Below are 16,415 nucleotides of genomic sequence, written 5' to 3'. Positions count from 1 at the left end.
TGTCCGATGCCGGACATGGGCGGGCCTTTCGTCCCCTTGACTCCGTCCGGGGCGCTCCGTAGGACGGAAGACCTGTGGTGGCGACCGAGGAGGGGCGATGAGGGCCGTGGTGGACATCGACCCCGGGCGGGTCGCCGGCACCCGGGCCGGCGGCGTCACCGCCTTCACCGGCATCCCCTACGCCGCCGCACCCGCCGGGCCGCTCCGGTTCCGCCCGCCGCGCCACCCCGCCCCATGGGACGACGTCTTCGATGCCACCGGCTACGGCCCCACTGCGCCCGTCCCCGGATCCGGCCGGCCGCAGCTGCTGCCGAGCCGCACCGTTCCCGGCAGCGCCTACCTCAACCTCAACGTGTGGACGCCGGACACCGCCGCCGAAGGCCTGCCGGTCATGGTCTGGCTGCACGGGGGCGCGTTCACCCGCGGCTCCGGCGCCGACCCCGCCTACGACGGCGCGGAGTTCGCCCGGACCGGCGTCGTCGCGGTCACCCTCAACTACCGGATCGGCGCCGAGGGGTTCGCGCTGCTCGACGGCGGCACCGCCAACCTCGGCCTGCTCGACCAGATCCACGCCCTGGAGTGGGTGCGCGACAACATCGACCGGTTCGGCGGCCATCCGGGCCGGGTCACCGTCTTCGGCCAGTCGGCCGGCGCGATGAGCGTCGTCGCACTGATGGCGGCGCCCCGCGCCCGCGGCCTGTTCGGCCGCGCCATCGCCATGTCGGGCGCCGGGCACCACGCCAACCCGCCGGAGGACGCCCGCCGCGTCGCCGCGGAACTGGCCCGCCGCGCGGGCGCCGCCGCACCGACGCCCGAGGCGCTGGCTGCCCTGGACCAGGACCGGGTGCTCGCAGCGCAGGACTCCATCTCCGCCGACTTCGCCGACCGCCCGGACCCCCGGGTGTGGGGCGAGCGGCTCGCCGCGCCGGGCGCGCTCCCGTTCGCGCCGGTGATCGACGGTGAGGTGCTGCCGCGCCGGCCGCTGGACGAGCTGCGGACCGGCGGGGGCGCCTCGGTGGACCTGCTGATCGGCACCACCGCGGAGGAGTTCCGCTCGTTCCTGGTGCCCGCCGGGCTGCACCGCCGCGTCCGCGACCGCCACCTTGCGGCCGCCTGCGCCCGGTACGGCCTGGACGAGAAGGCCGCCGCCGTCTACTCGGCGGAGCACGGCGACGCGGCGTCGGCGTTCGCTGCCCTGCACGGCGACGCGGTATTCCGCATCCCGGCCTACCGCGCCATGGAGGCCCGCGCCCGGGTGGGCCTGCGGGTGTTCGCCTACGAGTTCGCCTGGCGCTCGCCCGCTCTCGGCGGCCCCGGCGGCACGACCCGCAGCGGGCGCGCCCGCAGCGGAAGCCGGAAGGCCGCGCGCAACGGCGGTGCCCGTGCCGCCGGCCCCGGTGCCCTGGGCGCCGCGCACGGTGTGGAGCTGCCGTTCCTGTTCGGCACGGAGCGCGAGGCCGCAGCACTGGTCGGCACCGATCCGCCGGCCGCCCTGGGCGCGGAACTCCGCGGCGCCTGGGCCCGGTTCGCCCGCACCGGCGACCCCGGCTGGGCGGCGTGGACGCCGGAGCGCCGGACCGTGTGGCGGTTCGACGCCCCCCGCTCGCACGCCGTCGACGACCCCGGCAGCGAGACCCGCCGCCTCTGGGAGGGCCGCCGCGGCTAGGGGCCCCTGTCCTGCTGCGCACCGCCCCGGCACGCCCCTCGCGGCGTTCTCCTTAGTCGACAGGGAAAACCCGCCCTGACCCCTTCGTCGGCCGTACGATGGGGTGCACCAGGACACCGTCCGCGGTGAACGCCATCACACACCCCTGGCCCCCGGCGGGAGAGCCGTGCCGCGGGCAGCCCGCCGCGGATCCGGGTGCGGTGCCCGCTGCCCCCCCACCCGGCCCGCGGCAGGGGAGCAGAGCGAGGGCCCGGGGCGTCCCGCGCGGGGGCCGTCAGCCGGTGGCGCGGGCGCGCTCCTGGGCGTCGGCGATGGCGTCGTGGGCGGCGGTGCGGTCCTGCCAGCCGCGGACCTCGGCGCTCTTGCCCGGTTCGAGGCGCTTGTAGATGTCGAAGAAGTGGTCGATCTCGCTGCGCTGGAACGCCGGCAGGTCGCGGAGGTCGCGGATGTGCTCCAGGCGCGGGTCGCCGGCCGGCATGCACAGCACCTTCGCGTCCGGCCCCTTCTCGTCGCGCATCCAGAACACCGCCACCGGCCGGACCAGCACCGTGCACCCCGGGAACGCCGGCTGCTCCAGCGGCACCATCGCGTCCAGCGGGTCGCCGTCTTCGGCGAGCGTGCCGGGGAAGTAGCCGTAGTCCGCCGGGTACTGGGTCGACGTGAACAGCGTCCGGTCCAGCCGGATGCGTCCCGACCGGTGGTCCATCTCGTACTTGTTCCGCGATCCCTGCGGGATTTCTACGACCATGTCGATGTCCATGCCGCCCACGGTGCCGCCTCGAAGCGCCCAGGACAAGCGGTCCGGGCGAGTCGTGCCCGGAAGCGGCGGCCGGCGATCGCGGGTTGCGGGTTCGCCCCGCCTGAAAGCACTCCGAGAGCAACGGCAGACGACCGCGGGTTGCGGGGGGTGCGGGGGGTCGTCACCCCGCTTGGTGGCACGGGTGCGGGGGGTCGTCACCCCGCTTGGTGGCACGGGTGCGGGGGGTCGTCACCCCGCTTGGTGGCACGGGCGCGGGGGGTGGTCACCCCGCTCGGCGGCACTGGCGGGGGGCGTCACCCCGCCCGGTGGCACGGGCGCGGGGCCGCCCCCGCCCGAAAGCACCGGCAGATGCCGTCACCCGCCCGGCGGCTGCCGCCCTACGGCCGCGGGATATTGCGCAGGTTCGACCGCGCCAAGTCCACCATCCGGCCCACACCGCCCTCGAGCACGGTCTTGCCCGCCGACAGTGCGAACCCCTTGACCTGCTCGGCGCTGATCGACGCCGGGATGGAGAGCGCGTTGGAGTCGGTCACCAGGTGCACCAGCGACGGCCCGTCGTGGTCGAGCGCCTCGCGCAGCGCACCGCGGATCGCGTCCGGCTCCTTCACCTGCACCGCGTGCATGCCGATGGCGCGGGCGATCCCGGTGTAGTCGACCGCCGGATGGTCGGTGGCGAACGCCGGCAGCCCGTCCACCATCATCTCCAGCTTGACCATGCCGAGCGAGGAGTTGTCGAACAGCACCGTGGTGATCGGCAGCCCGTACTGCTGCGCAGTGATCAGCTCGCCCATCAGCATGCTCAGGCCGCCGTCGCCGGACAGCGAGACGACCTGGCGGCCGCGGTCGGCGAACGCGGCGCCCAAGGCGTGCGGCAGCGCGTTGGCCATGCTGCCGTGCGAGAACGACCCGATGATGCGGCGCCGCCCGTTCGGCGACAGGTACCGCGCCGCCCACACGTTGTTCATGCCGGTGTCCACGGTGAACACGGCGTCCTCGGCTGCTTCCTCGTCGAGCAGCCGCGCCGCGTACTCCGGGTGGATCGGCGTGTGGTGGTCGATGTCGTGCGTGTACGCCTCGACGACCTTCGACAGCGCCCGCTCGTGCCGGCGCAGCATGTCGAAGAGGAACCCGTCGGAGTGCGCCTCCAGCAGCGGCAGCAGCGCGTCCAGCGTCGCGGCGACATCGCCGTGCACCGCCAGCTCCAGCGGAGTGCGCCGGCCCAGCCGGCGGGGGTCCCGGTCGACCTGCACCGTGTTGCGCTGGGGCAGGAATTCGTCGTAGGGGAAGTCGCAGCCGAGCATCACCACGAGGTCGGCCCGGTGCAGCGCATCATGGCAGGCGCCGTAGCCGAGCAGGCCGATCATGCCGACGTCGAACGGGTTGTCGTACTGGATCCACTCCTTGCCGCGGAGCGTGTGCCCGACCGGCGCGTTGACCGCGTCGGCCACCGCCAGTACCTGGTCGCGTGCGTCGCGCACGCCGGCGCCGCAGAAGAGGGCGACCTTCTCGGCACCGTTGACGAGTTCGGCGAGCCGCTGGACCGCGGCGGGGTCGGGGTGCACGGTCGCCGGGTGCGTGCAGGGGACGCCGTGTCCGGTGGAGCCGGTGGCTTCCTGGTCGGCGATGTCGCCCGGGAGGACGAGGACGGCTGCGCCCGGCTCGCCCATCGCATGCTGGACGGCGATCCGCGCCAGCCGCGGCATCTGGTCGGGGTGGGCGATGACTTCGGCCAGCCCGGCGGCTTCGCCGAGCAGCCGCTCCGGCCGGGTCTCCTGGAAGTAGCCGGTGCCGACTTGGCGGGAGGGGATCTGCGCGGCGAGTGCGAGTACCGGAGCACCGCTGCGCTGCGCGTCGTAGAGGCCCTGGACGAGGTGGGTGTTGCCCGGACCGCACGAGCCGGCGCACACCGCGAGTCTGCCGGTGACCTGCGCTTCGGCGGCCGCGGCGAACGCGCCCGCCTCCTCGTTGCGGACATAGACCCACTCGATGTCGCCACTGCGGCGGATCGTGTCCACCACCGGGTTCAGGCTGTCGCCGACGACGCCGTAGATGCGCTCGACGCCGGCTTCGCGGAGGACGGAGATGAGCTGGTCGGCAATGCGTTCGCGTGCCATGCGGCCACGCTAGGCGCCGGACCGGCGCGGTGCACGGCCGCGGCCCGGCATGTCGCCGGTGCGTGCAGGAATCAGGCAGAACAGGCCACCGCCCCGACCCGCCCGGGAAGAACCGGGGCGGGCCGGGGCAGCAGCCGCAACCGCACAGGTTGCAGGGGATTGCGAGCCCCTTTGAGTAACGGCAGGCGGTCGCGGGTTGCGGGGGTGCGGGGGGTCGTCACCCCGCCCGGAGGCACTGCGCGGGTTGCGGGGGGTGCGGGGGGTTGTCACCCCGCTCGGGGGCATCGTCGCCCCGCCCGGAGGCACTGCTGCCGCCTCAGCGGCCCACCGCGTAGCCCTGCATGCCCCGCGGGTTGGCGGCGGCACGCAGCACACCGCTCTCCGGGTCGCGGGAGACCGCGGACAGGCGCCCCTGCGACCACGGGTCCGACGCGACGACGCGGTGCCCGCGGCGGCGCAGCTCGGCGATCGCCTGTTCGCCGATCCGGTCTTCGATGACCAGTTCGCCCGGCGACATCTCGCGCGGGTAGAACGAGCTGGGGATCGCGTTGGAGTGGAACATCGGGGCGTCGACCGCCTCCTGCAGGTTCATGCCGCCGTGCACCAGCCGCAGGAAGAAGGTGAACGACCACTGGTCCTGCTGGTCGCCGCCGGGGGTTCCGAGCGCCATCAGGCCCTCGTCGCCGCGCGTCACCAGGGTCGGCGACAGGGTGGTCCGCGGCCGCTTGCCCGGGGCGACGACGCTGGGCGAGCGCGGGTCGAGCCAGAACATCTGGCCGCGGGTGCCCAGCGCGAAGCCGAGCGAGGGGATCGCCGGCGAACTGGCCAGCCAGCCGCCGGACGGCGTGGCCGCGACCATGTTGCCCTCGGCGTCCACCACGTCGATGTGGCAGGTGTCGCCGCGCTGGGCCCCGGACCGGTCCACAGTCGGCTCGCCGCCGGTCCGGTCCCGGACCGGCGTCGCACCGGTCTCGTGCAGCACTGGCAGGTAGGGGACGCGCCCGCCGGGCGCGCCGGGACGCAGCTCCAGCGACGCCTCGGCGCCGACCAGCTTCGCGCGCTCGGCCGCGTACCCGGCGGAGAGCAGGTCCGCCAGCGGCACGTCGGTGAAGGCCGGGTCGCCGTAGTGCGCTTCGCGGTCGGCGAAGGAGAGCTTCGCGGCCTCGGTCACCCCGTGCACGAACTCCGGCGACAGCACGTCGGCGTCGCCGGTTCCGAGCGCCTCGGCCAGCCGCAGCTGCTGCAGGAACACCGGGCCCTGGCCCCAGGGCCCGGTCTTGTGCACGGTCAGCCCGGCATAGTCGATGCTGGCGGTCTCCTCGTAGGTGGCACTCCAGCCCGCCAGGTCGTCGCCGGTGAGCAGCGCCTGCTGGTAGTCGCCCTCGCCGGAGGCGATCGGCGCAGCGGTGAAGCGGAGGATCTCCTCGGCGATGAACCCCTCCTTCCAGACCCGGCGCGCGGCGTCGAACACGCCCTCGCGGCCGGTGCCGCCCGCCTCGGCCTCGGCGACGATCCGCTCGAAGGTGTCGGCCAGCGCCGGGTTGCGGCGGAACGAGTCGGCGGCGGGCACGGCGCCCTTGTCCAGCCAGAGCTCGGCGGAGGTGGGCCACAGGCCGGTGAAGACGTCGCGCACCGAGGTGATCTTGTCGGTGATCTGCGGCATCAGCGGGAACCCGCGGCGCGCGTAGCCGATCGCCGGCTCCACCAGGTCGCGCAGCGGCCAGGTGCCGCGGTCGCGGGCGAGCAGCAGCCAGGCATCCCACGCGCCCGGCACCATGGCCGGCAGCACTCCGCTGCCCGGGATGCGCTCCAGTCCGCCGAACGCCTCGGGCACGGCCGCCGCGGGCGCGGTGCCCTGGCCGCAGACCACGGTCGGCGCCCCGTCGGCGGCCTTGAAGATGATCGGCACCTCGCCGGCGGGGCCGTTCAGGTGCGGTTCGACGACCTGGAGCGTGAAGCCCATCGCGACGGCCGCGTCGAACGCGTTGCCGCCGCGCTCCAGCACGCCCATGCCGACCGCGCTGGCGAGCCAGTGGGTCGACGCGGCCATGCCGACGGTTCCGCGGAGTTCGGGTCGGGTGGTGAAGTCGGCCATGCGGCGGAAGTTCCTTCCAGTCGTGCGGTCGCCGGTGCGGGCGGGGGCGGCGGATCCGGGGTCCGGGGGCCGGATGCGGCGCCGCACCTTCGCGATCAGGTTTAACGCATTGGTGATCTCGGGCATCCAGTGTTTTCTTGGACGAAAAGGCACCGGCCGGGACACTGTATACGGTGGACTCCTTCCTCCCTGTAGAGTCCAACCCCATCATGATCACCTTCTGGTGGTCCGTCCTGGTACGCCCCCTCATCCCCCGCGGAGGTGACTCCGGTGCGCGCAACCCCCGCGCCTCCCCCGGAACCCCGTCCCCCCGGCGCATCGCTGCGCCGCGCGCACGCCGGCGGCACCGCGCGCCGCGCCAGGCACCGGAGCCTGCGCCGGGCCGCCCCAGCGCTGGCCCTGCTGGCCGCAGCGCCGCTGCTGGCCTCCTGCGCGCCGCTCGTCGACTCCGTCGAAGCCGTCGGTGAAGAGCGCACCTCGGTCGAGGCGCCGCTGCAGGACGGCGGGTCGATCGCGATCGGCCTCGACGCCGAGCCGGACGCCCTCGACCCGACCCTGTCCACCACCCTCGTCGGCCGCCAGGTCTTCTCCTCGCTCTGCGAGAAGCTCTACGACGTCGACGCCGACCTGGAAGTGGTGCCGCAGCTCGCCGCCGGCGAACCCGAGGTCTCCGACGACGGCCTCGACGTGCGCATCCCGCTGCGCACCGAAGGCGTGCTGTTCAACGACGGCACCCCCTTCGACGCGGACGCGGTCGTGCAGAGCCTGGAGCGGCACATCGAGATGACGGGGTCGGTGCGCGCCACCGAGCTCTCCGCAGTGGAGGAGGTCAGCGCCGACGGCGACGACGCCGTCGAGCTGCGCCTCTCCCAGCCCGACCCCGGCCTGCCGGCCATGCTCGCCGACCGCGCCGGAATGGTCATGTCGCCGGCGAAGCTGGACGAGCTGGGCGACGACTTCGCCCAGGACCCGGTCTGCGTCGGGCCCTTCTCCTACGTCGAGCGCGTCGCCCAGGACCGCATCGTGCTGGAGAAGAGCGAGCACTACTACGGCGCAGACGACGTGCGCCTCGACCGGGTCGTCTACCGCGGCATCCCGGACGACACGATCCGCCTCGCCAACCTGCGCTCCGGCCAGCTCGACCTGGTCCAGGAGGTCGGGCCGCACGACGTCGCGCTCATCGGCGAGGAAGCCGGCCTCGAACTCCTCAACCAGCCGTCGCTGCAGTACATGGGCATCACCGTCAACGTCGCCAACGAGGACGGCGTCGGTGCCGAGCCGCAGCAGCAGGACTCGCCGCTGGCGCGCTCGCCGGAGCTGCGCGAGGCGCTCTCCCTCGCGCTGGACCGGGAGACCATCAACGAGGTCGTGTTCTCCGACGTCTACCAGCCGGCCTGCGGCCCGATCCCGCCGATCAGCGACTTCGCCAGCGACGCCACGCTCGCCTGCCCCGACTACGACCCCGATCGGGCCCGCGAACTCGTCGAGGAGAGCGGCGTCGACGGCCCGGTGCCGGTGAACCTGATGATCCCCAACGACCCGGTCAACCTGCTGCTCGGCCAGACCGTGCAGGCCATGGCCTCCGACGTCGGCTTCGACGTGAAGCTGCAGCCCACCGAGTTCGCCTCGGCGACCGCCGCCGCGCAGGCCGGCGACTTCGAGGCGTTCATCCAGGGCTGGTCGGGCCGCGTCGACCCGAACGGCAACATCGGCCAGTTCTTCGTGACCGGCGGCGGCAACAACTACTCGGGCACCTCCGACCCCGAGATCGACGCCCGCATCGAGGAGGCCGCCACCGAGACCGACCCGGAGGAGCGCAAGAAGCTCTACGACGAGCTCGTCCCGGACCTCCGGGAGCTCAACTCGATCATCTACCTGTACCGCAACCAGCTCTACAACGCGCACCGCTCCGACGTCGCCGGCATCACCGTCTACCCGGACGGCCTGATCCGGGTCGCCGAAGCCGGACGCACCGCAGGGGAGGGGTAGCCGTGGGCCGCTATCTGCTCGGGCGCTTCGCCCAGTCCATCGCCACCCTGTTCCTGGTGTCGGTCGCCATCTTCGCCGGAGCCCGCGCCATGCCGGGCGACCCGGCGGTCCTCATGGCCGGCGAGGACCCCTCGCCGGAGACCGTCGCCGCCATCCGCGAGGACCTCGGCCTCAACCAGCCCGTCCCGGTCCAGTACCTCACCTGGGTCTGGCGGATGCTGCAGCTCGACTTCGGCGACTCGGTGCGCACCGGCCTGCCCGTGTCCGAGGCGATCGCCGCGCGCCTGCCGATCACCCTGGAGCTGGCGTTCCTCAGCCTGCTGGTGGCGGCGGTGGCCGGCGTCCTCGGCGGCGTCATCGCGGCGGTCCGCCAGGGCCGCGCCGCGGACTGGGGCGCCAACGCGTTCGCGCTGCTCGGCATGTCCGTGCCGAACTTCTGGCTCGGCCTGATGGGCATCCTGCTGTTCGCCGTCGTCCTCGGCTGGCTGCCGGCCTCCGGCTACGTGCCGATGAGCGAGTCCCTCGGCGGGAACCTCGCCAGCATGCTGATGCCGGCGCTGGTGCTGGGCACCGGGCTGGCCGCGGTCGTGCTGCGCCAGACCCGGTCGTCGATGATCGAAGTGCTCGGCTCCGACTACATCCGCACCGCCCGCGCGAAGGGCCTCTCCCCGGCGCGCGTGGTGCTGGTGCACGGCCTGCGCAACAGCATGATCACCGTGCTGACCATCCTCGGCCTGCAGCTGGGGGCGCTCATCTCGGGCGCGGTCGTCACCGAGCAGATCTTCGTGCTGGCCGGCTTCGGGAACCTGATGGTGGACTCGGTCTTCACCCGCGACTTCCCGGTGATCCAGGCGACCGTGATGGTTACCTCGGTCGGCTACATCCTCGTCAACCTCGCCGTCGACGTCTGCTACTCGCTCGTCGATCCGCGAATCCGGGTCCAGGGAGGAAAGCGATGACCGCCGCCACCCCCGGCAGCACTCCCGACAGCGTGCCCGGCACCGCCCCCGGCGCATCCGACGGCGCCGCGGGCGCCCCCAGCCGCGGCCCCGGCGACAGCGCCGCGCCGCCGCGCACGGCCGCCTGGCGCCGCCTGCTGCGCAACCCGGCCGGCGTGGCCGGCCTGGTCCTGTCGGCCGCGTTCGTCCTGGCCGGGCTGCTGGCGCCGGTCGTCGCGCCGGCCTCGCCGTCGGCGGTGGACTTCACCGGGCTGTTCGAGGAGCCGTCCGGCGCCCACTGGCTGGGCACCGACGAGCTCGGCCGCGACCAGGTGGCCCGCGTGCTCTACGGCATCCGCTCCTCGCTGGCCGTCGCGGTCGGCGCGGTGCTGCTCGCCGTGGCCGTCGCGGTGCCGCTCGGTCTCGCCGCCGGCTACTACCGGCGCATCGTCGACCCGATCGTGTCCCGGCTCAACGACGCGGTCATGGCGTTCCCGTTCCTGGTGCTCGCGGTCGGTCTGGCGGCCATCCTCGGCCCGTCGCTCACCAATGCGGCGATCGCCATCGGCGTCTCCCAGGTGCCCACCGTGCTGCGGGTGATGCGCGGCGAAGCGATCCGGCTGGCCGGCGAGGACTTCGTTGACGGCGCGATCGCCGGCGGCGCCGGCGACGCCGCGGTGCTGTTCCGGCACATCCTGCCCAACGCCGCGAACGCGCTGCTCATCCAGATCACCGTCGGCATCCCGGCGGCGGTGATCGGCGAGGCGATGCTCTCCTTCCTCGGCCTAGGCGTGCAGCCGCCCACGCCGTCGCTCGGCACCATGCTCTCCAGCGCCCAGGCGTACTTCACCCAGGCGCCGTGGCTCGCGGTGTTCCCCGGCATCATCCTGGTGCTGGTGACGCTGGGCTTCAACCTGTTCGGCGACGCGCTGCGCGACGCCCTCGACCCGAAGGGAGCCCGCCGATGACCGCGACCACGCCCTCCGGTCCCGCCGCCGATGCGCCGCCGGTGCTGCGCGCGCAGGGCCTCGACGTCGTCCTGCCCGGGGAGACCAGGGACCGCCCCGTGCGCGCGGTCCGCGGCATCGACCTGGAGGTCCGCCCGGCCGAGGTCCTCGCCCTGGTCGGCGAATCGGGATCGGGCAAGAGCATCGGCACCATGTCGATGCTCGGCCTGCTGCCGCGCGGCGCCCAGGTCACCGGCTCGGCGCAGCTGAGCGGCCGCGAGCTGGTCGGCCTGCCCGAGAAGGAGATGCGGTCGATCCGCGGCAGTGAGGCCGCGGTCGTCTTCCAGGAACCGATGACGTCGCTGAACCCGGTGTTCACCGTCGGCTGGCAGCTCCGCGAGACACTCACCCGGCACCGCGGGATGACCCGCACACAGGCGCACACCCGCTCCGTGGAACTGCTGGAGCTGGTCGGCCTCGACGACCCCGAGCGGCGGCTGGCCGGCTACCCGCACCAGCTCTCCGGCGGCCAGCGGCAGCGCGTCATGATCGCGATGGCGGTGGCCTGCGACCCGAAGGTGCTCATCGCCGACGAGCCGACCACCGCCCTCGACGTCACCGTGCAGGCCGAGATCCTCGACCTGCTGCGCGACCTCACCGAGCGGCTCGGCACCGCCGTCGTGCTGATCACCCACGACATGGGCGTGGTGGCCGACATCGCCGACCGGGTCGCGGTCATGTACCGCGGCGAGATCGTCGAGACCGGCAGCGTCCGCCAGGTCCTCGGCGCGCCCGAGCACGCCTACACGCGCCGCCTGCTGGCCGCCGTCCCGCACCTGGGAGCGGCGTCTGCGGCGCCGGACGAGGCGGCGGAAGCCCCGGCCGCCGAAGAGGGAGCGGACGAGCCGGGGGATGCTGCGGGCGGCGGCGCGGCCAAGGCGCCGAAGGCCGCACCTGCGGCGCCGGCCCTGCAGGTGCGCGATCTGGTGGTGGAGTACGGGGCGTTCCGCGCCGTCAAAGGCGTCTCGCTGGAAGTCGGCCGCGGCGAGATCGTCGGTCTGGTCGGCGAGTCCGGCTCGGGCAAGTCGACCCTGGGCCGGTGCGCGGTCGGCCTGGCCCGGCCGACCTCCGGCACGGTCGACGTGGCCGGCACCGCCATCACCGGTCTCTCCCGGCGGCGGATGCGGCCGCTGCGCCGCTCCGTCCAGATGGTGTTCCAGGACCCGGCGTCCTCGCTGAACCCGCGGATGACCATCGGCGACGCGATCGCCGAGCCGCTGCGCCGGTACCGGGTGGCCCGCGGTACCGAGCTCGACGACCGCGTCGCGAAGCTGCTGTCCGATGTCGCCCTCGACCCGAACGCCCGGCACCGCTACCCGCACCAGCTGTCCGGCGGGCAGCGGCAGCGGGTGGCCCTGGCGCGCGCCCTCTCCCTGGAGCCGGCGCTGCTCGTCGCCGACGAGCCGACCAGCGCCCTCGACGTGTCGGTGCAGGCCGAGGTCCTCGACCTGCTCACCGGGCTGCAGGACCGGTTGGGCTTCGCGTGCCTGTTCATCAGCCACGACCTCGCCGTCGTCGAGCGGCTGGCCTCCCGGGTGGCGGTCATGCGCAGCGGCGAGATCGTGGAGGAGGGCCCGACCGGCGAGGTGCTCCACGCGCCCCGCCACCCCTACACCCGGTCCCTCGTGGCGGCCGCTCCCGTCCCCGACCCCGACGAGCAGCGGCGCCGCCGGGCCGCTTCCTCGGCTCCGGAGGGCGAGGGCTGAGCGTTCCCGGTGGAGCCCCCCCACAGGGCTCCACCGGGAAGTGCGCGCCGGCGGGCTCGGTCTGCCGCGGTGGCGGGTGCCTACAGCCCCACGAGGGAGAGCGCCGCCTGCGGCTGCGTCGCGAAGAAGAACAGCACGAACACCACGCAAGGGGAGAACAGGAGCCACGCCCTGCTGGTCAGCTGCCGAGCCCTGGCCGGGTCGCCAGGGACGTGCTTGCGGGCGCGCAGGGCCACCAGCAGGCCCGGGACACTGAACGGCGGGCAGTTCAGCAGTCCCGCGACGTTGGCGACCAGCGGAGCCGTCGTGTTCGGTGCGGTACCACCGGACAGCGGAGCATCGGGCGGAACACGGTCCATGAGGGTCCTTGAGGATCGGGGGGGGCGGCCTCGCGAACGGGGGACGCTGCCGGCGCACCGGGTGCGTGTCGACCGCCGGGCGGGGTAGGGGCGGGCCATGGAACTCGGACTGCAGATCGCGGCCTTCGACTGGCAGGGCGGCACCGCCGCGACCGGGCCGACCCTGGCCCGGACCGCGCGGGACGCCGAAGCGGCGGGCGTCGCCCGGATCAGCGTGATGGACCACTTCTGGCAGCTCGGCAATGAGCTCGGGCCCTATGAGGCGCCGATGCTGGAGGCCTACACCGCCCTCGGCTTCATCGCGGCGCACACCGCGAGGGTCCGGCTGCACACGCTGGTCACCGGGGCCGTCTACCGGGAGCCGGCGGTGCTGGCCAAGCTGGTCACGACACTGGACGTGCTCTCCGGCGGCCGCGCGGGACTGGGGATCGGCGCGGCGTGGTTCGCCGACGAGGCGCACGGCCTGGGCCTGCCCTTCCCGCCCACCGCCGAGCGGTTCGAGCGGCTGGAAGAGACGCTGCAGATCTGCGCCGACATGTGGAGCGACGGCGAAGCCCCGTTCGAGGGCCGCCACTACCGACTCGGCCGCACGCTGAACCGCCCGCAGCCGCTCTCCCGCCCGCGGCCCTACCTGCTGATCGGCGGCGCCGGCGAGAAGAAGACCCTCCGCCTGGTCGCCCGCTACGCCGACGCCTGCAACCTGCACGTCGGCCCGGAGACGCAGCACAAGCTCGACGTCCTCCGCCGCCACTGCGACGACGCCGGCCGCGACTACGCCTCGGTGGAGAAGACCTCGATGGCCTTCGTCGGCCCCGGCAGTACCCGCGACACCCTCCTCGCCGACCTCCACGCCGCATCGGCGGCCGGGTTCACCGCCACCTACGTCGCCGCGGTCGGCGAGACCGACCCGGCCCGCACGGTGGAGCTGGTCGCGTCGGTCGTGCCTGAGGTGCGGGAGTGGCCGTAAGCGAACTCACCGCGGCCGCTCCCAGGACTCGTCGCCGCGCATCCACGCCTCCAGCGCCGAGCGGACATGGGCGTCGGTGACCTGGAGCGGTTTGGTGCTGCCCCCCTTCGTACGGACCACGTCCACCCCGTCCGGGAGGAAGGGGCTGGTGAACCCCAGGGAGAACAGTCGGACGCTCCGCCCGCCCGGTTCGCGGACGAACCGGAACCAGAGCGGCGAGGCGCGGCGGAGGTTCTCCCTGTGCTGCATGGCGTTGACCTGGCCGCGGCCGCCGCCCTCCTTGCTGTTGAAGATGACGGGGAGCCCGAGCGCGCCGAGCGGGAAGTCGCGCTGGACGTCCTGCGCGATCACCGGCACGTGCTCGGGCGTCTTCACCGCAGGGGTGTAGCCCGCGCCGGGGTGGTCCTCGGTCGCGCGGAACCTGCGATATCGCTCGCCGAGCGCGCCCACGGCGTCGGCGAGGGGTGCGGGGCCGGTGCCGTCGAGGGCGGCGAGGGTGGTGTCCGGGCCGAGGACGGGGAACTCCGCCGCTTGGCCCGCGAACGCAGGGTCGGGGAAGGGGCGCGGGGTCCGGCCGGCCTCCTTCTCCGCGGCGTGCCACTCCGCGACCGCGCGTTCGATCACGCGGGGGAGAACGGCGGCGGCGTCGTCGAGGGGGCCGCCGGTGGCGGGGAGATGGGCGAGGCCGGCGTAGTCGGGCGGAGCGAAGGAGGCCGCGTTCCAGCCGGACGGGAGCGGGCCGCACTTGTGGGTGAGCGCGATCCCGCCGAACCCGCGCCGGACGCGCGCCCCGAACCCGCCGTAGGAGCAGGCCAGCCAGAGCGACGCGAGGAAGAGCCGGGCGAGGTCCTCGCCCCCGGGCCCGGTCGGCAGCATCAGCTTGAGCGTGTAGCGGGAGCCCGGCTGTACCGCGGGCTTGAGCAGCTGATTCCCGTTCTTCGGGGTGGCGTGGCCCTGCCCGAGCAGGTAGGTGGCGAACTTGCTGTTGTCCTTGGCGTTGCGGCCGGGGCTTCCGAACATCGCGGTGACGGCGCTGCCGGCCGGGGCGATCTTCGGGCGGCCGTCGGCGGCGGTGCGCATCCGCACCGGCGACGCCTGCCGGGTGCTGCCGAAGACGTGCCGTTCGACCGCGGCGAGCGCGTGCAGGTCGGCTCCGAGCACGGGCCCGCCGGGAGCGCAGGGCACCGGTCCCACGAGAGCCCGCATCCAGTGCCGCACCTGGCCGCGGATCGTGGCCACGGCGAGGTGGCCGTCCTCCTGATGGGCGAGAAGCGGCGTGACCGCCTCCACCCCGAACTCGGTCCATTCCGGCCGCTGCCCCATGGGGCCTCCTGTCATCCGTTCGCACTGCGGCGCCAGCGGCGGTGGGCCAGCGGCGCCGTGATGGGCTGGTCGTCCCAGAGGACCTGGGAGAAGACGCCGGCGGCGAGGCACCAGGCGGTCGCCCCGGCCACGACCGCTGCGGTCTGCGGCCCGCCGTCCAGATACGTGAGGACCGTCGCCGGACCCTTCCCGCGCTCCGAGAAGACCGGCCCCACGAACGCCAGCCCGATGAGCGCGACGAGGAACGAGTGCACGGCGCCGATGGCGAGGACGAGGAGCGGGCGCCCGAGGAAGAGGCGCATCGCATCGCGCAGCCGACTCTCCTCCCTCGCCAGCTCCCCGCTGCAGTGGTTCCGGCACTGGATCACCAGGTAGCCGTAGGACGCGATGATGAGGACGGCGAGTGTGCCGACGTAGGAGCGGCTCCAGTCGACGTTGCTCCACCAGTCGGGATGGAGCGCCACGAGCAGGATCAGCCCGACGGTGGCCGCGGCGGGGATCCGCAGAAGGAGCGGGGCAGTGGCGAGGCGGCGGCCGAATACCGCCCAGACACCAATCCCGACGTAGATGGCGCCGGCGCCGGCGGCTGCGGCCCGCGCGTCCACCCCGAAGAGGAGCAGGAGCGGCACGGCCAGAGCGGCTCCCCAGAGGAGCGGATAGGCCCATCGTTTCGCGGTGACGGCCGATGCCGCGGCGCCTAGGGCGAACCGCGGAAGGAGGTGGGTCTCGACCACCTCCTCTGCGAACGCCTCGTCCCTGGGGAGCGGGGTCGTCTGGTCGGGCTCCAGGACCAGGCGGTTCGACCAGGAGCCGCCTCGGGCGACGATCCACTTCAATTCGTCTTCAACCGCCGAAGGTGCAGCCGCGGCGAAGGAGGGAACCGACTGGTAGGTCCTCAAATACGACGTCCACACGGTGCGGGCCTCCATGGCCCGCCGGGTCAGCTCGGCTCTGCCGCCCCGCTTCCCGAACACATCGTTTGCCGTCCCGTTTCGGCCCCAATAAGGGGCGCTCCGCTCCTCCGCCAGCCGGAACGGGTAGCTCAGCAGGATGAACCGGGCGCGGGCGGCGAGAGGAGCGAGGTCGGCCATGCGGTGGTCGGAAACTGAGCGGGCGTTGACATAGCGCCACATCTCATCGATGAGCCGAGCTGCGGCGCGCCAGGACTGCGCCTCAGTGTGCGCCAGAGGTGTCTCTTCCGCGGGGCGCTCGATGAATGCGCGCCACGGATTGTGGAGGAGGGAGCGCAGTGCAGACGCGTTCTCTGCAAACGTTGCGGCTACCTCGTTCGGGTGCGCCCGGTCGGGCCGTGCCACACGCGGGACCGGGCTTTCGTGCACCGAGTCCCGAACCTTGCTGATAGCTCGCTTGGTGGCGGGATGGTTATCGCTCTTTGCTCCTCCCTGAGAGCGGTCAGACTCGCTGGCGGCTCCGAACCCGCTCTTCAGCTGGTGGAGGAGGTCCGGGGCAATGATGTGCTTCTGGGGGCGG

Annotated in this window: 12 protein-coding genes; 6 read left to right on the top strand and 6 right to left on the bottom strand. The window is 73.6% G+C overall.

Going from position 1 to position 16,415, the window contains the following annotated elements; all coding sequences use genetic code 11:
* Positions 1 to 97: 97 nt before the first annotated feature.
* The gene (locus ACYVGT_RS07850) at positions 98 to 1,666 is read left to right on the top strand and encodes a carboxylesterase/lipase family protein (protein ID WP_460855774.1); all 1,569 of its coding nucleotides are present in this window, start codon (positions 98 to 100) and stop codon (positions 1,664 to 1,666) included.
* Positions 1,667 to 1,940: 274 nt separating this feature from the next.
* On the opposite strand, the gene ACYVGT_RS07845 is transcribed toward ACYVGT_RS07850, so the two are convergent.
* From ACYVGT_RS07845 to ACYVGT_RS07835, 3 genes are all read right to left on the bottom strand, one after another.
* Complete coding sequence (locus ACYVGT_RS07845) at positions 1,941 to 2,426, bottom strand: inorganic diphosphatase (protein WP_460855773.1); 486 nt, start codon at positions 2,424 to 2,426, stop codon at positions 1,941 to 1,943.
* Positions 2,427 to 2,803: 377 nt separating this feature from the next.
* Positions 2,804 to 4,540 (bottom strand): pyruvate dehydrogenase, encoded by a 1,737-nt coding sequence (locus ACYVGT_RS07840; RefSeq protein WP_460855772.1) that lies wholly within the window; start codon positions 4,538 to 4,540, stop codon positions 2,804 to 2,806.
* A gap of 316 nt (positions 4,541 to 4,856) precedes the next feature.
* Complete coding sequence (locus ACYVGT_RS07835; protein ID WP_460855851.1) at positions 4,857 to 6,635, bottom strand: gamma-glutamyltransferase family protein; 1,779 nt, start codon at positions 6,633 to 6,635, stop codon at positions 4,857 to 4,859.
* A 270-nt stretch (positions 6,636 to 6,905) separates the two neighbouring features.
* Here ACYVGT_RS07835 and ACYVGT_RS07830 point away from each other — a divergent pair, with 270 nt between their 5' ends.
* From ACYVGT_RS07830 to ACYVGT_RS07815, 4 genes are read left to right on the top strand one after another with little or no spacing between them, the layout of a single operon-like run.
* Positions 6,906 to 8,624, top strand: a complete 1,719-nt coding sequence (locus ACYVGT_RS07830; RefSeq protein WP_460855771.1) for an ABC transporter substrate-binding protein — start codon at positions 6,906 to 6,908, stop codon at positions 8,622 to 8,624.
* A 2-nt stretch (positions 8,625 to 8,626) separates the two neighbouring features.
* Entirely contained in the window at positions 8,627 to 9,583 is a 957-nt protein-coding gene (locus ACYVGT_RS07825; protein ID WP_460855770.1) for an ABC transporter permease, read from the top strand.
* Positions 9,580 to 10,530, top strand: coding sequence for an ABC transporter permease (locus ACYVGT_RS07820; protein ID WP_460855769.1), 951 nt, complete (start codon positions 9,580 to 9,582; stop codon positions 10,528 to 10,530). The genes ACYVGT_RS07825 and ACYVGT_RS07820 overlap by 4 nt, the downstream gene beginning before the upstream one ends.
* A complete protein-coding gene (locus tag ACYVGT_RS07815; RefSeq protein ID WP_460855768.1) occupies positions 10,527 to 12,275 on the top strand; it encodes an ABC transporter ATP-binding protein in 1,749 nt (582 codons plus the stop codon). Before ACYVGT_RS07820 ends, ACYVGT_RS07815 begins: the two co-directional genes overlap by 4 nt.
* Positions 12,276 to 12,355: 80 nt before the next feature.
* Here the strand turns inward: ACYVGT_RS07815 and ACYVGT_RS07810 are convergent, their stop codons facing one another.
* Positions 12,356 to 12,634: a hypothetical protein gene (locus ACYVGT_RS07810; protein WP_460855767.1), complete on the bottom strand. Its 279-nt coding sequence runs from the start codon at positions 12,632 to 12,634 to the stop codon at positions 12,356 to 12,358.
* A gap of 97 nt (positions 12,635 to 12,731) precedes the next feature.
* Here ACYVGT_RS07810 and ACYVGT_RS07805 point away from each other — a divergent pair, with 97 nt between their 5' ends.
* Positions 12,732 to 13,601: an LLM class F420-dependent oxidoreductase gene (locus tag ACYVGT_RS07805; protein WP_460855766.1), complete on the top strand. Its 870-nt coding sequence runs from the start codon at positions 12,732 to 12,734 to the stop codon at positions 13,599 to 13,601.
* A 6-nt stretch (positions 13,602 to 13,607) separates the two neighbouring features.
* On the opposite strand, the gene ACYVGT_RS07800 is transcribed toward ACYVGT_RS07805, so the two are convergent.
* A complete protein-coding gene (locus ACYVGT_RS07800) occupies positions 13,608 to 14,924 on the bottom strand; it encodes an RAMP superfamily CRISPR-associated protein (RefSeq protein ID WP_460855765.1) in 1,317 nt (438 codons plus the stop codon).
* An 11-nt stretch (positions 14,925 to 14,935) separates the two neighbouring features.
* The gene (locus tag ACYVGT_RS07795) at positions 14,936 to 16,240 is read right to left on the bottom strand and encodes a hypothetical protein (RefSeq protein WP_460855764.1); all 1,305 of its coding nucleotides are present in this window, start codon (positions 16,238 to 16,240) and stop codon (positions 14,936 to 14,938) included.
* Positions 16,241 to 16,415: the final 175 nt, after the last annotated feature.

This window comes from Nocardiopsis coralliicola, assembly GCF_054779695.1.
This window is presented reverse-complemented; position numbering and strand designations above follow the sequence as displayed.